16 protein-coding genes and 1 pseudogene are annotated in these 14,856 nt (G+C 33.3%); 6 read left to right on the forward strand and 11 right to left on the reverse strand.

Going from position 1 to position 14,856, the window contains the following annotated elements; all coding sequences use genetic code 11:
• Positions 1-24: 24 nt before the first annotated feature.
• Positions 25-2,211 (reverse strand): alpha-galactosidase, encoded by a 2,187-nt coding sequence (locus tag IGI43_RS12060; protein WP_438758032.1) that lies wholly within the window; start codon positions 2,209-2,211, stop codon positions 25-27.
• An 88-nt stretch (positions 2,212-2,299) separates the two neighbouring features.
• Here IGI43_RS12060 and IGI43_RS12065 point away from each other — a divergent pair, with 88 nt between their 5' ends.
• Complete coding sequence (locus IGI43_RS12065) at positions 2,300-3,097, forward strand: helix-turn-helix transcriptional regulator (RefSeq protein WP_438758033.1); 798 nt, start codon at positions 2,300-2,302, stop codon at positions 3,095-3,097.
• A 285-nt stretch (positions 3,098-3,382) separates the two neighbouring features.
• Positions 3,383-3,793: pseudogene (locus tag IGI43_RS12070) on the forward strand (recombinase family protein).
• 152 nt (positions 3,794-3,945) lie between these two features.
• Here the strand turns inward: IGI43_RS12070 and IGI43_RS12075 are convergent.
• The 9 genes from IGI43_RS12075 to IGI43_RS12115 all read right to left on the reverse strand — a co-directional run bounded on the left by IGI43_RS12075 (position 3,946) and on the right by IGI43_RS12115 (position 10,981).
• Positions 3,946-4,755 carry a hypothetical protein gene (locus IGI43_RS12075; protein ID WP_438758034.1) on the reverse strand — a complete coding sequence of 270 codons (810 nt, stop codon included), beginning with the start codon at positions 4,753-4,755 and terminating at the stop codon, positions 3,946-3,948.
• A gap of 51 nt (positions 4,756-4,806) precedes the next feature.
• Entirely contained in the window at positions 4,807-5,655 is an 849-nt protein-coding gene (locus tag IGI43_RS12080; protein ID WP_438758035.1) for a hypothetical protein, read from the reverse strand.
• Between the two features lie 230 nt (positions 5,656-5,885).
• On the reverse strand, positions 5,886-7,316 hold the full coding sequence (locus IGI43_RS12085) for a T7SS effector LXG polymorphic toxin (RefSeq protein WP_438758036.1): 1,431 nt from the start codon (positions 7,314-7,316) through the stop codon (positions 5,886-5,888).
• Positions 7,307-7,669 carry a hypothetical protein gene (locus IGI43_RS12090; protein ID WP_438758037.1) on the reverse strand — a complete coding sequence of 121 codons (363 nt, stop codon included), beginning with the start codon at positions 7,667-7,669 and terminating at the stop codon, positions 7,307-7,309. The genes IGI43_RS12085 and IGI43_RS12090 overlap by 10 nt, the downstream gene beginning before the upstream one ends.
• 12 nt (positions 7,670-7,681) lie before the next feature.
• Positions 7,682-7,933: a hypothetical protein gene (locus IGI43_RS12095; protein WP_069634023.1), complete on the reverse strand. Its 252-nt coding sequence runs from the start codon at positions 7,931-7,933 to the stop codon at positions 7,682-7,684.
• 285 nt (positions 7,934-8,218) lie between these two features.
• Positions 8,219-8,782: a hypothetical protein gene (locus tag IGI43_RS12100; RefSeq protein ID WP_438758038.1), complete on the reverse strand. Its 564-nt coding sequence runs from the start codon at positions 8,780-8,782 to the stop codon at positions 8,219-8,221.
• Position 8,783: 1 nt separating this feature from the next.
• Positions 8,784-9,683 carry a nucleotidyltransferase domain-containing protein gene (locus tag IGI43_RS12105; protein ID WP_438758039.1) on the reverse strand — a complete coding sequence of 300 codons (900 nt, stop codon included), beginning with the start codon at positions 9,681-9,683 and terminating at the stop codon, positions 8,784-8,786.
• A gap of 147 nt (positions 9,684-9,830) precedes the next feature.
• Complete coding sequence (locus IGI43_RS12110) at positions 9,831-10,472, reverse strand: hypothetical protein (RefSeq protein WP_438758040.1); 642 nt, start codon at positions 10,470-10,472, stop codon at positions 9,831-9,833.
• 41 nt (positions 10,473-10,513) lie between these two features.
• On the reverse strand, positions 10,514-10,981 hold the full coding sequence (locus IGI43_RS12115; RefSeq protein ID WP_438758041.1) for a hypothetical protein: 468 nt from the start codon (positions 10,979-10,981) through the stop codon (positions 10,514-10,516).
• A gap of 199 nt (positions 10,982-11,180) precedes the next feature.
• On the opposite strand from IGI43_RS12115, the gene IGI43_RS12120 reads away from it, so the two are divergent.
• From IGI43_RS12120 to IGI43_RS12135, 4 genes are all read left to right on the forward strand, one after another.
• Positions 11,181-11,309 (forward strand): hypothetical protein, encoded by a 129-nt coding sequence (locus tag IGI43_RS12120; RefSeq protein WP_438758042.1) that lies wholly within the window; start codon positions 11,181-11,183, stop codon positions 11,307-11,309.
• On the forward strand, positions 11,306-11,572 hold the full coding sequence (locus tag IGI43_RS12125) for a recombinase family protein (RefSeq protein WP_438758043.1): 267 nt from the start codon (positions 11,306-11,308) through the stop codon (positions 11,570-11,572). The genes IGI43_RS12120 and IGI43_RS12125 overlap by 4 nt, the downstream gene beginning before the upstream one ends.
• A 70-nt stretch (positions 11,573-11,642) precedes the next feature.
• Complete coding sequence (argR, locus tag IGI43_RS12130; protein ID WP_438758044.1) at positions 11,643-12,098, forward strand: arginine repressor; 456 nt, start codon at positions 11,643-11,645, stop codon at positions 12,096-12,098.
• 37 nt (positions 12,099-12,135) lie between these two features.
• Positions 12,136-13,656: a phosphomannomutase/phosphoglucomutase gene (locus IGI43_RS12135; protein WP_438758045.1), complete on the forward strand. Its 1,521-nt coding sequence runs from the start codon at positions 12,136-12,138 to the stop codon at positions 13,654-13,656.
• Between the two features lie 46 nt (positions 13,657-13,702).
• Here the strand turns inward: IGI43_RS12135 and IGI43_RS12140 are convergent, their stop codons facing one another.
• Entirely contained in the window at positions 13,703-14,563 is an 861-nt protein-coding gene (locus tag IGI43_RS12140) for an RluA family pseudouridine synthase (protein ID WP_438758046.1), read from the reverse strand.
• Positions 14,564-14,856 lie beyond the last annotated feature (293 nt).

Genomic DNA, 14,856 nt, shown 5'->3' on the forward strand with positions numbered 1-14,856 from the left:
GATTCTGAAAAATTAGTATAGAAACTAGTTAGCTAATGAATCAAGAACGGTCCAATGTTTATAAAAGCATTGGAAATCTCCTTTTATTCTTGGAACTAGTATTCCGGCATGATTTAATTCACTACCACTGAATATGTTTCCCGTTTCCGTGTCTTTATAATGTGCAGATTCGTCTAAATAGTTTGTTTTTAAGTATTGAATAGGTTGAGCGGGCTTGGCAAGACCATTGGAATAAACAAGCAAAGCGTCTGTTTCATTTTTAAATAACCATGCAGTAGCATACGTTGAATCAATTTCTTTGATACGGTAGAATTGCCCAAATTGCAATAATCTCCGATGTTTTTTATAAAATGTAATTTGGTCTTTTATTTCAGCTAATGCTTGTGGAGACTGTTTTTCTATTGCTAGTTCGTAGCCGAAATTTCCACTCATAGCAATTAGAAAGCGACTTTCTAAGGGTGTATTTCGGCCTAGTTGATGGTTTGGGGTATCTGAAACATGCGCGCCCATCATGATAGGTGGATAAAGATAGCTGTATCCGTATTGGATTTTCGTCCGACATAACGCATCGGTGTTGTCACTTGCCCATGTTTGAGGCATATAAGCGACCATCCCCGGATCGAATCGTCCTCCGCCGCTCGAACAATTTTCAAATAATACGTGTGGAAATTGTTTTGTGATCTCAGATAAAATATGATACAACCCTAAAACATACCGATGACTCACTTCTTTTTGTTGATCATCCGGTAAAATAAAGCTGCCAACTTCAGTTAAGTGTCGGTTCATGTCCCATTTTATATAATCGATTTTATTTGAAGAAAGATAATTGCTTAATACCTGAATAAGATACTCTTGGACTTCAGGTAAGCTTAAATTTAAGACAAGCTGTTGCCTTCCTTGAGTTTGAGGATAGTCAGGGACTTGTAAACTCCATTCAGGATGTGCTTCAAATAAACGACTTTTCACAGAAATCATTTCTGGTTCAAACCACAACCCAAATTTCATATTCTGTTGATGTAGAATATCTGCAAACTGTTCAATGCCATTAGGTAGTTTGGTTTTATTGACAACCCAATCCCCCAAAGAGGTGGTATCATCTTCTCGTTGCCCAAACCAGCCATCATCTAAAACAAACAACTCTATTCCTAAATCTCGTGCCTGTTTTGCTTGGCTGATTAAGTCCTCTTCTGTAAAATCAAAATAATTTCCTTCCCATGAATTAAGCAAAATTGGCCGTTCCTGTTCTTGCCAATATTCTGGTATTAAATATGATTGGTACAGTTTATGAAATGTTTGAGAAAGGGCGTTGAATCCCTGATTGCTAAAATTCAACACGACTTCAGGTGTTTGGAAACTAGACTCAGGCATCAATTTCCACTCAAAAGTTTCTGGGTTGATCCCTATCTGAATTCGTGTACTGCCGTATTGTTCTACTTCGGCTTGGGCAACGAAATTTCCACTGTAAATGAAATGAAATCCGTAAACCTGTCCTTGGTCTTCATTTGTATAGTGATCGGCAAGTCCTAAAAACGGATGATGCTGTGGACTGCTCGTCCCTCTGGTCGAACTTATTTTTTGGCTACCTGGATGAAGTGGCTGCCGATGAATCGTTGCTTCATTTGTGTGTGAACCATTAAGTGTTATTAGATCAAAATCAGACCGCGGCAAGTCTAATAACATGGAGCCAGCATTTTCTAAATAAATAGGCTGTAAGCCATTATTTCGATACTCAACACTGCGTGTTATGACTGGAAGATCATCATAAATGGTATAGCGAAGAACCATCTCAAGAGATTGGATCGGATCGATAAGGTAGATTTCTAACGTTTGCTGCGTTTCCCCACGTAATGAAGGTAATTCTTTCAACGGACATTTACTTTGCAAAATTTCAAAGCGATCATACACAAAATCAGTGATTCGAAAACCATCTAAATTTCGAAACTGATAATTACTTACCCGATAATCTAAACTTCCTTGTGTACTCGTTTCAAGAGGCAAAGCGTTTAAAGAAAATGTTCGTTCTTCACTGATCGGATTCGTGGCAAAACCACGATCGATATACTGCAATTGATTGACTTGATGGTAATTGTTTAAATAGGGGCCAAAATATCTATGGGTAAGATATTTTTCTTTTTCAATGCCGATGATATAGCTTATTTTATTATTGCTTAGGTGGAAAATGTTTTGTGAATCATCGAAATAAATCGTCATATCAATCATTCCTTTTCGTTTATTATGTACATAGTATCGAGTATAATAGGAAGAGACAAGACAAAATAATTTTAAGGAGGGTAATAAATTGCGGAATTTTGTTCGGCAATTCCATTATACAGATGATCAACATTTGCCGATCATTCGTGGAGTTGGGATAAGTGAGGGCAGTAGTACATATAATTGGGATGCTCGTGTTCGAAAAGAACAGCTGATTGTTTTACAGGTGACATTAGCCGGGGAAGGTTTCTTAGAAATAGGCGGAAGAAGAATTTCTCTAACGAAAAACAAAGCCTTTTTTGCAAAAATACCTGGGAATTATCGCTATTTTGGTGAGGAGTGGCGTTTTTTATTTATCGAATTTTCAGCGATAATGACGCAATGGCTAGATACCTCACTTTCTATTATCGAATTATCAACGGATTTGATTGAAAGACTTAGAAGTATAGTCATTGATTTAAAAGAGCGTGAGTTGAGTGCAATGCAAAATGCTAAAATGGCATTTGCTCTTTTTTTAGATATTAAAGAAGCAATCCAAAACGAAATTCAACAAAAAACGGAGGGGATCCAGGCAGTAAAAAAATACATTGATACTTATTATTTTGAAGACATAAGTTTAGATTTCCTATCTGAAAGATACATGATGTCAAAGTATACATTGATTCGTCAGTTTGAAGAAGCCTACAAATCATCCCCCATAAACTATTTAAAACAGGTACGAATTATTCAGTCTCTTTCTTTATTATGGGAAGAAGAGGAAATTGGTGAGGTGGCAAGAAAAGTTGGCTTTTCAACGGGAAATTATTTTAGTAAAGTGTTTAAAAAAGAGATGGGGATGTCTCCTAGCGAATACAGAAATCAAAAAGAAATTTATTTTCCACACTAACCCACAAATCGAAAAGTGAATTCTGTAAAAGTAGAGTATTGAGAAATATTTTAGAGAAAAGTGGTGAATGATTGTCTGATAATCGCTGATTTTTTATAGATAAAGTAATTTTTACCAAAAAGAAATGCAAATTTTTCAAAATTTCGCTATAATAAACAACTTCCATAAAACAAGTTTTGCCATACTAAAAAATAATAAAATTTAAACTCAGTGAAAGACGAGCTTTTACAAAATAAGACGGATTGAGTAATTTCCTGATATAATAGAATTAAACGAAAGAAAAACATGCCCAAATTAACCGCACTTTATAGTCGCTCGGCGACTGACAACAAACAAGCTATAGATAACCAAATGGCTGAACTAAACAATTACTGTGAAGAAAAAAATATCCAAAATTTTAAGCATTACATAGATAATAACGAAAGTGGAGCTAATTTGAATCGTCTAGCTTTTAAAGAATTAATATAAGATTTAAAAACTGGAAAAATAGACAAAATTATCGTCACAAACAGCACTCGAATAAGTCGGAGCGTTCTAGAAGTAGCACAGATCATTCATTGTCAAATTAAACCTAATCAGGCAAAACTAATCACATTAGATAGTGGCGAATATTGGCTAGATGATTACAATCCAGAACAAGGATTTTTTACAGGTTTTACAAACAGTTTAAGAAAAAATTTAAAGCTCGGTGAGTGATGAACTTTTTTAATTGAGTAATTGCAAAATATGATAGTATTGAATCCTTCTAGAAATTCCTGAGATCAATAAAAAAACAAAGATTGTATGTGTACTGCAATCTTTGTTAATATTTGAAAGTTCTTGTATAAAAAATTAATATAGCCAACAGCCTATTCGTTATACCATTCCTTTTTTTCAAATTCATATTTTTTTCGAAAGTCTTCTGAATATCTCTGTAGAATTAATCCATCAGCGAGGATTTCTGAGTTCAAAAGAAGTGTGGGCAGTAATGTAATCGTACTTAATAAAAATATACCTATAAATACTGAAATGACAGATAATATATTTCCAATTACGGAACCATTTAATCCAGAAAGGAAATTAAAATCATTGTTATTTATCCACCATTTATTAAATCGGTAAAACTGTATTACGATAATTAATATAGCGATAAACGAAACTAATGTTGCTGAAAATACTCTTACAATTTTTATAATTCTTTTTTTAGATAACTTCTCATTTTTAGATAAATATTTGTCTTGTATACTATCAATTAGTTTTATTTTTACTATATAAAGTGACAGTGAGTAGCTCAGTATAATGTAAATTATAGACAGAGACCTGTTCAGAAGAACACTACTCGATATTTCTAAAGAACATATATAAAAAATAAACATATTTTGTGTGAAAAGGTAGATTACACTGTTGTAAGCTGCTTTTTTAAAGTATAGAGGGCTCTTAAAATAGAGCACTATCCCATAAATAATAATTAACAATGATAAAATAGGAAATATAAACCAATTTATACCTGAGAATAAGCTGATGCTCCAAGAAATACTTGCCAGTATTAGAACTTTAAGAGTTTTAGGAAATAACTCTTTTTTGGAATCATTTATAGTTTCATATACTTTATGAAGCGCATTTTTTTCTAAGGCATTTGAAAAAGATATGGTGTCTATTAATTTAGAAATATTTTTCATCTATTTATTCCCCCAATTATTTACAAAAGCCTTATTTTTAGATTGCTACTATCATTCACTGTACCATTCTTTTTTGGTATAGTTATACTGTTCCCTAAATTCTTCAGCATATTGCGAAATAACTTTCCCTTGAACATAATGCTTTGCATTAAATAAAAAATAGGTCGGTATCAAAGAGATGAGTAGAAGTAACGGAATTCCTACAAATATTCCTATAAGGTCATCCATTAAACTATTTTGAGCTAGTGGATTTTCGGCTATAGCATTGTTTAACCACCACTTATTTAATCGATACACTTGCATACCTATCAAAATCAATATAGCAACAACACCAGATACTTTTAACATGATGTTCATTACTTTTGACGTCTTATAATTCCTATTAAATGTTTTATTCATTTCTTCTAAAATCATATTTTGTTCTACTCTATAATAAAGAAACAAGAGCACTAATATACAGAAAGAAAATATAACGAACGTAACTTTATAGTCACCCTGATTCATTCCAAATCCTACAACAAAGTAGGAAATGTACGCTAACTTAGCGCTTGTATAACAATATTTTTTATAGCCCCAATTACGTAAAAAAATATTATATGGTTTTAAAAATTGATATACTATTGAACCGATAATTAGTAGTTCTAATACGATAACAATTACTTTAGGGTAAAAAGAATTATTTGTCGTGGTAACTTCTTGAATGAAGACTAGCTCCATAAAAACAGGAAAAAATAGTGCAGCGATTAAAATTAATAATTTCTTTATTCCCATAGAAAATTTCTGATCTTTCTTCCCATTCATAACTAAATCAACATCTTCCAAATTAATATATTTATTTGCTTCGTCTAAAGATATAGAATTTAAACATTCCTCTATTTTGTGATTTAACTTTTTATTCATATAATTTAATTCACTCCGTTCGGGAATATATTTCCACTATTGATATTAGGATTTGAATTAGGACTTCCTGAGTGTGAGGGAATACCTGGCTTATAGTCACTGTTGGGTATTTCAAAACCTGAATAATCACCAGTTTTTAATCCCTCATGTCTTTTGTCATAAATTTCATACTGTTCTTTTATCCAGTTTTCTTTGTCTTTTTCACTAATAAATGTGTGTTTTTCATCTATCTAATTTAGAGCATCCTTTATATAGGGAATTTTATTTACTCCAGGAACATCAGATAAACCACCGCCTTGACCAAAGTAATTTAGCGTCCCAGCTACTGCACCTATAGCGCCGCCATACTGAGCTCCTTCCAGAGGTCCACTATTTACTAAAAACTTATTAATACCACCATATAATGCTTTACTTTCATTTCCATAAGCAGGACTTTTAGGATTGGTATATTCTTCATAAGCATATCCAGTGATTGTTAATGCATCCCCACCATATAAGAGTCCCTCTCTTGCAGCTGGATGTGCTTTTATAAACTTAGAAACCGGTTCTAGTTTTTTAAACAATGTTAATCCAACTTTAGAGCCTGCAATCACTTTTGCACCAGCTTTTGATTTAGATAAAACACTTGTTACGTATCCTAGGGGAGCTAATACGTCCCAGCCTTTGTCACTTAAATGCAATAAATTACCATAAACTTTAGCTTGATTATCTAAAGATAATTTACTAACGTACAAACCAAATTTCGGATTATTTAATACCTTCTTCGCAATATTTTTAGGAAGTTGATTCCAACTTTCTTGCATAATAAATAGATTCAACGCAGCATCTTGAATTCCTTCTGGAAACTGATCTAGTGCCGCAATGACGTAACCAAATAAACGGTCATTATTTTTAATTTTTTCGATTGCAGCCGCTGGGTTTTTAGCAAACAAATCATTCAGCTCTTTAATTGCTAAATTCTTTTCTTTTTCTTCCATCTCTTTTAGCTTAGCTGTATTTTTAAGAGAATTAAACCAACTTCTATCTACCCCAGCAGGTAAAGTATATGAGCCATCAGGGTTTACAATCGTACCATTCAAGACTAGAACACCTTGCATTGCTATCTTTAAATCATTAAGACTGTTATTGAATAGCCCATTTGTTTGAGAAGAAAAGGTGTGCAACTTTTCTAATTTTTTTTGAAGTTGATCAATATCATCTTGAATACTATCTGACATCCGATTTAAATTCTTCTGAAAATCAAGTAAAGCATCTAGTACTGCTGCAACTGGATTATTGCTTGAAGCTGTTCTTGCGACAGATGAGGCAAAGTTTACAGAAGCTTTCATTGCTTTTTTTGTCGCAATTTGTTGATTTAAATTGTCTTCATTTAAATAGCCCTCACCTGAAATAGCTTGATCAGCTGATTGATATTTTTGTAATTCCTGTTCGATTGCTTCACAAGCGGTCGTTGCTCGTGTAATCGTTGGGATAATCAGATCGCTAAATAATCCTTTTCCAGCAGTATAAGCAGCTCCTGCTAGAGTGCGTCCATCCACGGCTGAAACTATTTTTTGACTGCCAGTTTTTAATTGATTGACTGCTTCTTTTCCACTCGCCAAATTACTGGTCAAGGCTTGAATCAATTCTGCAGACTCACCACTTGAATAAACTAATCCCAAGGAACATCACTCCGTTTCTTATAAAGCATTTCTCGTTCTTCATCCATCTTTTTTGTTTCTTTCTTATAAGCTAATACAATTTGTTCATTGGATTCGCGTAGTAATTGACGAAATGATCGCTCTTGTTCTTCGTTATTACATTGTAACCAACCAGTTTTGGAACCACTAAATCTTGAGTTTTCATCATTTAAACTATTTAGTTCCTGAAAACCTCTATGAAAGTCTTCTTCTAAGGTATAAATAGATTCTTCTATTTTTCTTTTTCCGTTATTAAGCTCATCAGTTAACTCTTCATTTTCTAAAATTAGACGATCATATTTCACACGTTCTTGTTCATTTGTCTTATTTTCCAATTCTTTCACCTCTTAAAACTTAATCTGGCTATCTCGAAGTGCAATAAGTTCTGCAATTTTTGGGAATTTTTCACTTTGAGTTGTTACACATTCAACTAATTGAGCTAAATCTGATAACAATTGGTTATTGACTTCCATTCCAGTTTTCATACTAGCTATTGTACTTTGCCCCAAAGAGACTTGTTGTCCTTTATTGATAGTGACCGATTTAACACCTGAAACAGCAGCGGTTGCTAAGCTAGTACTAGAAGCAATCTTGCTCATAAAAAAGCCTCCTCTCGTCATTTATTCTAAAGTTTCGTCTAATTTATTATAAAATTAGTATATCAAAAAAAGCTACATAATGTAAAAAAACTAAAGAATTTTTTTCTAGATGATTCATGATTTACCATATATAAGTAACACAAACTAATATATGGAGGTTTTTCAAATAATCAACTCCATAAAATAACTTCTATCAATAAAAGTAAGCTAAATAATACAGGGTATGGTGTAAATATAAAAATTTTATAATATACTTCAAACTTTTTTCTTTATCTGGATACAAGTTTATAACCAAGTTAACTCTATATCACCAATAGTTTTTCTATCAGTCCAATAGCTCCCCTTTAGAGTATTTTTTTCGATTTCCAATATTACACTTCCATAATGGATAGCGCTTCTATTACGGTGAACAGACTTTGGGATATTTATATAAGTATAAGTTAATTTGTTTTGTTGATTATCTTCATCAATAATATAATTACAGGAAATACTTTCACTTTTACTTTCATCAGTAGTCATAACACAGCTAATTTTAAATAAAGACTGTTTAATTTTTAAGGTTATACCAATAGGTTTAGAATCTTCCCAAGTAGGAATTAAAGTTCCTTCCCATGTTCCGTTCAGATTTGGAATTTGCACAAACCAGCTTTTGAAAATTTTTAATTTCCATAAATATGAACAAAATAAAACGGAAACTAAGCTACAGATAGTAACAGATGCAGAAAAACAGTCTAACAAAAAAGTAAAATTTCTTTCATTAGGATTTGTCATTAAAAATTTGAATATACATGTAAGAATCACCAATCCCACCAAAATATTGAATGCTACTGAACTTTTTATTGGTTTCATTTTAATACTCCATGAACATCCATAAAGAATTTATAAAGCTTTGAACATCATTAATGGTCCACTTTCTGCCACTGTGAAACATATATAGCATTTCGCTAACTTCGCCCCATTTTTCGTATGAGCTATCTTTAATTGATTCATTTAAGAATATTAGCGTTTGTTTAATTGTTTCGTCCCATGTATCGTAATTGTTAATATACTTATTAGGAACATTCCAAATAAGACATTCAATTAAGAACGATGTAATATTTTCATTATTAAAATAATTGTCTAAAGCCATTTTATTTCTCAAGCGTTTAATTACCCTAACTAATCTCTTATAGTTTCTACCTGTTTGTGTATTTTTTGCAATTCCATTTTTAATATGAACTTTAGGGTAATTAACCACAGAAGTATGGTCTGATGCGAAATACTTTATACCTTCAACAAAATTACGTTCTGAGGAACTACTATTATATTTATAATTTCTATATTGAAAACTTGGTATACAGTCAGCTTCAACTCTATAAGAATTTGAGTCAATCTTGATTGATTTATTGCCAACCGATAATTTGTCTGATCCAAACTTATTAATAAGTGCAGTAAGTACTAATTGCTTGTACTCATCATAAGATATACTTCCGTTGGTAAAACCATAGTTGGAGCCATCCTTACCTTCAGAATATTCAGGAAAAAAGGTACTGGTAAGCATGATATTCACATCAATATCACTGTTAACTCTAACATTAGTATTGTTTCCATAAGAACCTTGTACAAAAACTTCGTAGCTTAAATTATCAAAATTCGTGTCATTCTTGATGGCAGACTTTATCATACTAATCGCATTGTTAATCTTATCTTCTTCAGTGGTACTTGCTGGTTTTGTCCAACTACTTAATGTAGTTTCACTAAATTTGCTCAATATAATCTCTCCTTACATATTATTATTCTGATACTATCTAAATGTTGTTAGTGTTATTGAATCAGTTACATTTTTATTTTAGCAACACAAGCTTCACCTTTTTTCTACAACTAGCAACTAGAGAAATTATTTATTATTCATACGTTTTTAGCTTAATTCGCTTGCAGCCACAGATACCATGGCGTCTTTTCTGTAGTCTTCTTTAGTTTGAGTTTTCCCATATAAAATCCGATCGATAAGTTTTTGTATTTCCAGATTTCTATTTTTCCCAGAGAATAAGAGTATATTTTTCCCGTATTCTAAAAATTCTTCTTTCGTTATTCGGTGGATGTTATTTGTGCTACTGTTGTAATAATCAATATAAGGGTGCTTATATTTTCTATAGTCTATAATTTTATCTTTTAGATTATGCAACTCCCAAAAATATTTATCTTCATCAAAATATTTCAATCTTAATATTCTGTTTAGCTCATTCCTTAAAGTGATTGAATTGCTATAATTTTCATCTTTTATAATATCACTAATAGCTTTAGCAATCTGTTTATGTCCTAAAAACACATAATTTTCAATTATTTCTTCAAACTTTGATAGATTATCGTTCCTTGTTTTATATAGTTTTCTTATATTGGGTATGGCATATTTTAAAGGTATATAGAATAGAAAATCAGGATATTCACCTCTAGAAAAGAGCTTATATCGAATAGAAATATTATTATTGTAGCGGGCAATACTGCTCCAATTGATTGAGATTAAACGTTCTAGTTCATCTATTTTTTCCTTGGATGTCATTTTTCTTTCAAGTTTTTTTATTTGATTTTTTATCGAATTATTTAATTGACTATTTTTTTTCGAATACCAGGGAAAATATGTTGTATATCTTCTAAATTCCAGCGCTCACGATTATTTGTCACTAATTTTTTACTGCTTCTTGATATTTCGTCACCCAGTGTATCTATACATGTCGTACCTACATTAATTATTTTTTTCGTTTTCTTATTTTCAGCAATACACATTATATGATGTTTCTTATTGCATAAGTCGCAAGGGATTTTGTCTGGTTTTTTAAAAACATCAACTTGTTTCCATTGGTTTCTGGCCTCTTTTAGCCAAATATCCTTATTGTTTTTTATAAACTCTATATCACCATTAGAAAATCCACGTTTTTCGAGAATTTTTTTATTCAAAGCTAAGTTTCTTTTCTCGTTTAATATTTCTAATATCCAATAATCTCTGTCTTTATCAAAAATAGAACTATGTTGTAGCAGCCTGTACTCATTTAACTTCAAAATTGTTCCCACATATATACCTCTTTTCATAAATTTAGATTATTCTACTATTAGATAATTTTCAAAAAAGTCTAGAGATAGTCATTATATATTAAGTTTACCATTTTTTACATTTTGCTACAAACTGAACTTTTCCACTAGTTTTTTTAATTTTTCTATTTTCGTCTTACCATATATAGGTAACACAAACTAATGTATGGAGGATTTTTAAATGAAGAAACAGCAACAGGACAAGCAAATCAATTTAGAGAAGATGGAAAAAGTAAAGATTGGCTATACAAGAGTTTCTAGCCAAGTAGACAAACAACGTCTTGGAATGGAGGTTCAAAAATCCGCTTGAGCGACTGTGATGTTCTATTTACAGAAAAAGAAAGTGGTGGTAAAGATAATCGGCGGGAGCTCACAAGCGCTATTACATTAGCTAAGGAACTAGCAAGTAAAAAAATAGACGTTTCAATATGTGTTTATCGACTAGGCCGATTAACTAGAAGAATATTTACTCTAATATCTCTAATAGAAGAATTTAATGAACATAACATTCGACTTATCAGCTTACAAGAAAACTTAGAGTTGGTAAAATGCTTGTGTAGAGAGGTTTACTAACCTTCAAGGGTTTTGTTGTTTTACGGAAGATGCTATAATAAAGAAAATAACCAAAACAGGAAGTGGAAACATGAAAAAAACAGACCGACAACGGTTGATCAAACAATTGATCACAGAAAATGAAATAGAAACCCAAGACGACCTGATTGCACTTCTTGAAAAATCTGGCGTCAAAGCAACCCAAGCAACGGTTTCAAGAGACGTTCGTGAGATGAGCATCGTTAAAACGCACGGCTCAGATGGTCGAGTGAAATATGCGTTATTCTCTCAACAACAAGCATCCAGCAGTGAAGAAAAACTAAAAGAATCCGTGAAAGATTCAGTGATTCGCATGGAACGCGTGCAATTTATGGTGATCGTCCGCACAGACATGGGTGCAGCAGATGTAGTGACAAATTTTTTAGATGAAGTCAGTTATGAAGAAATTGCGGGAACAGTCGCGGGAGTTGATACGATCATTATCATTGCTCGTTCAGAAGATGACGCAATAACGGTAGTTGAACGTTTTGAAGCGATGATGGATTAAGCATAACCAATCAAAAAATGAAGGGAGATTTGGTTACATGGATTTGAAAGCGTTACAAAATGGGTCAGACATAAGAGGGATTGCGGTAGAGCATGAAGAGAAGACAGCGAACTTAACACCAGCGCAAGTCGGGAAAATTGCAGTAGGAATGGTTCATTGGCTTCGGGATGAAAAGAATTTAGTAGAAAAACATCAATCGAGAAAATTAAAAATCGGTATCGGTCATGATAGCCGTATTTCAGCTGATAGCTTGAAACAAGCATTGATCGACAGCTTCGTGGAACAAAACGTTGAAGTTTTAGATTTTGGTTTAGCTACAACGCCAGCAATGTTTATGGCTACTCAATTTCCTCAATACGATTGTGATGCAACGATTATGATCACAGCAAGTCATTTGCCGTATTATTTTAATGGACTAAAATTATTCACTAAATCTGGTGGTGCAGAAAAAGCGGACATTGCGTATATCTTAGAACACGCTGAACGACCAGCACTTAAAGCAAAAGGATCAGTAACCAAAACCTCGATTTTAGAGGATTATTCCGCTGACTTAACGGATAAAATTCGTAAAGGTATGAAAACAACAGAAGAAAAGCCTCTAAAAGGGTTTCATATTATAGTAGATGCTGGTAATGGCGCAGGTGGTTTCTTTGCTGAAAAAGTCTTAGAAAAGCTTGGCGCGGATATCACGGGTTCGCAATTTTTAGAACCTGACGGTATGTTCCCAAATCACATTCCAAATCCAGATAATAAAGAAGCCATGGCAAGTATTCAACAAGCCGTCTTAAAAAATAGAGCTGATCTCGGAGTGATTTTTGATACGGATGTGGATCGCTCGGCTGTAGTGGATGCATCTGGTGAAGTGATCAATCGAAATAATTTGATCGCTGTCCTGGCAACGATCGTTTTGGCAGAATATCCAGGTAGTAGCATCGTGACGAACTCACCAACGTCAAGTCACTTGAAGGAATTCATTGAGTCAAAAGGCGGCAAACAAGTGCGCTATATTTCTGGTTATCGTAATGTGATCAATAAAATGATCGAGCTCAATGAAGAAGATATCGATACCCAATTAGCAATTGAAACAAGCGGACATGCAGCCTTTAAAGAAAACTACTATTTAGATGACGGTGCCTATGTGATTGCCAAAATCCTAATGTTGTTGCCTAAATTAAAAAAAGAAAACGCCACTCTTGGTGACTTGATAAGTTCATTAAAACAACCAACAGAAACTCAAGAGCTGCGCTTTGAAATTCTAGCTGAAAAAGTCCGCGATTATGGTGAGCAAGTAATTCGAGATTTAAGTGGTTTTGTTTTAAGTCAAAGAGGGATGAAAGTTGACTCTGAAAATCATGAAGGAATTCGGGTGAATGTATACGAGGATTATGGAAGTGGTTGGTTTTTACTGCGGATGAGTTTACATGAGCCATTATTAGTTTTACAAGTAGAAAATGATCGATCTGGCATGAATCAGAATGTTTTAGAAGTCTTATCTGGTTTCTTTGAGGGGTACAAACAATTAGATTTAGCTAAATTAAATGAAGTATTGAATAAATAATAAAAGCTAGGAAAGAACAGAAAAGTTCTCTCCTAGCTTTTTTAGCTTACCATAGACTTGGAGAAGCAATTGCCACAATCGTTTGTCCAGTAAATGGATGAGTCAGATGTAGTTCATAGGCATGAAGCATCAAACGTCCTACAGGCTTTGAATGGTACAACGGATCACCAACGATTGGATGGCCAATACTTGCTAAATGAACACGGATCTGATGGGTTCGCCCAGTTTCTAAAACGCAGTATATAGTTGTTTTATTGGTTTTTTTCAAATAATTCGCAACATCAACATGAGTAACAGCCACGTCTCCGCGCTGTTCATCAATTACTCGTTTTCGGCGATCATGGCGATCACGTCCAATTTTTTTACGAATGGACAAAGACTCTTTTAAATGACCTGAAACTACCGCTTGATAGCGCCGATAGATTTCTTTACGCTCCAATAATCGACCTAAAATCGGCAATACAAAAGGATTTTTAGCAAATAAAATCGCACCACTTGTCTCTTTATCTAATCGATGAACCACATACGGAATTTGATCTTTAGCTGCTAGGTAAGCAGCTAAATGGTTAAGTAACGTATCATTTTCATCGGGTTGATTAGGGTGAGTTTTCATTCCAATTGGTTTATTCAAAATAATCAAGTGTTCGTCTTCAAATAATACATCAATAGTAGAAGCATCCCCTAAAAGAATCGCTGGTGTGGGGTAATCTTCTGGTTCAAACTGTAACGTAACAATATCACCACTCTTCACAGGAAAATGAAATAAAGCAGGCTCTCCATTGATCAAAACATTTTTTCGAGTTCTTAAAAAGTGACGTACTTTACGAGGAACTAACCATTCTTGTTCGAGTAATTCTCGGACGGTTTGTTCTTCAAAATTCTTAGGTAACTGGATGGATACTTCCATTTGTTTTCCACCTTTTCAATAGCATTCTATCTTAGTTTAACAAATGAAAGGATAAGTTCAAGTCGTTAGCTACAATTAAAGTGATAGAGGAGGAAGTTCGCTTGCTTTTTGAGATGTATGGTCACTTTGTACTGTAGCTTTCAGTTATTTGTGAAAAGGAAACGTCGCTCGCTATGTTGGCTAAATATTGTTCATCATTTGTTCTAACGGAGCTGCTACGGGTAGTGACAGGACACAAAGAACCCGTCCTTTGGGGAAGGACGGGAAAGGAGTTGAAAATGAAAAAGTGTTTT

Source organism: Enterococcus sp. AZ126 (assembly GCF_051714545.1).
Classification (GTDB): domain Bacteria; phylum Bacillota; class Bacilli; order Lactobacillales; family Enterococcaceae; genus Enterococcus_L.

Bases quoted from the DNA above. Each gene is read 5' to 3' on its own strand.
- IGI43_RS12120 (WP_438758042.1), top strand. From the start codon at position 11,181: ATGAAGAAACAGCAACAGGACAAGCAAATCAATTTAGAGAAGATGGAA.
- IGI43_RS12060 (WP_438758032.1), bottom strand. From the start codon at position 2,211: ATGACGATTTATTTCGATGATTCACAAAACATTTTCCACCTAAGCAAT.
- IGI43_RS12140 (WP_438758046.1), bottom strand. From the start codon at position 14,563: ATGGAAGTATCCATCCAGTTACCTAAGAATTTTGAAGAACAAACCGTC.
- argR (WP_438758044.1), top strand. From the start codon at position 11,643: ATGAAAAAAACAGACCGACAACGGTTGATCAAACAATTGATCACAGAA.
- IGI43_RS12075 (WP_438758034.1), bottom strand. From the start codon at position 4,755: ATGAAAAATATTTCTAAATTAATAGACACCATATCTTTTTCAAATGCC.
- IGI43_RS12100 (WP_438758038.1), bottom strand. From the start codon at position 8,782: ATGAAACCAATAAAAAGTTCAGTAGCATTCAATATTTTGGTGGGATTG.
- IGI43_RS12135 (WP_438758045.1), top strand. From the start codon at position 12,136: ATGGATTTGAAAGCGTTACAAAATGGGTCAGACATAAGAGGGATTGCG.
- IGI43_RS12110 (WP_438758040.1), bottom strand. From the start codon at position 10,472: ATGACATCCAAGGAAAAAATAGATGAACTAGAACGTTTAATCTCAATC.
- IGI43_RS12095 (WP_069634023.1), bottom strand. From the start codon at position 7,933: ATGAGCAAGATTGCTTCTAGTACTAGCTTAGCAACCGCTGCTGTTTCA.
- IGI43_RS12080 (WP_438758035.1), bottom strand. From the start codon at position 5,655: ATGAATAAAAAGTTAAATCACAAAATAGAGGAATGTTTAAATTCTATA.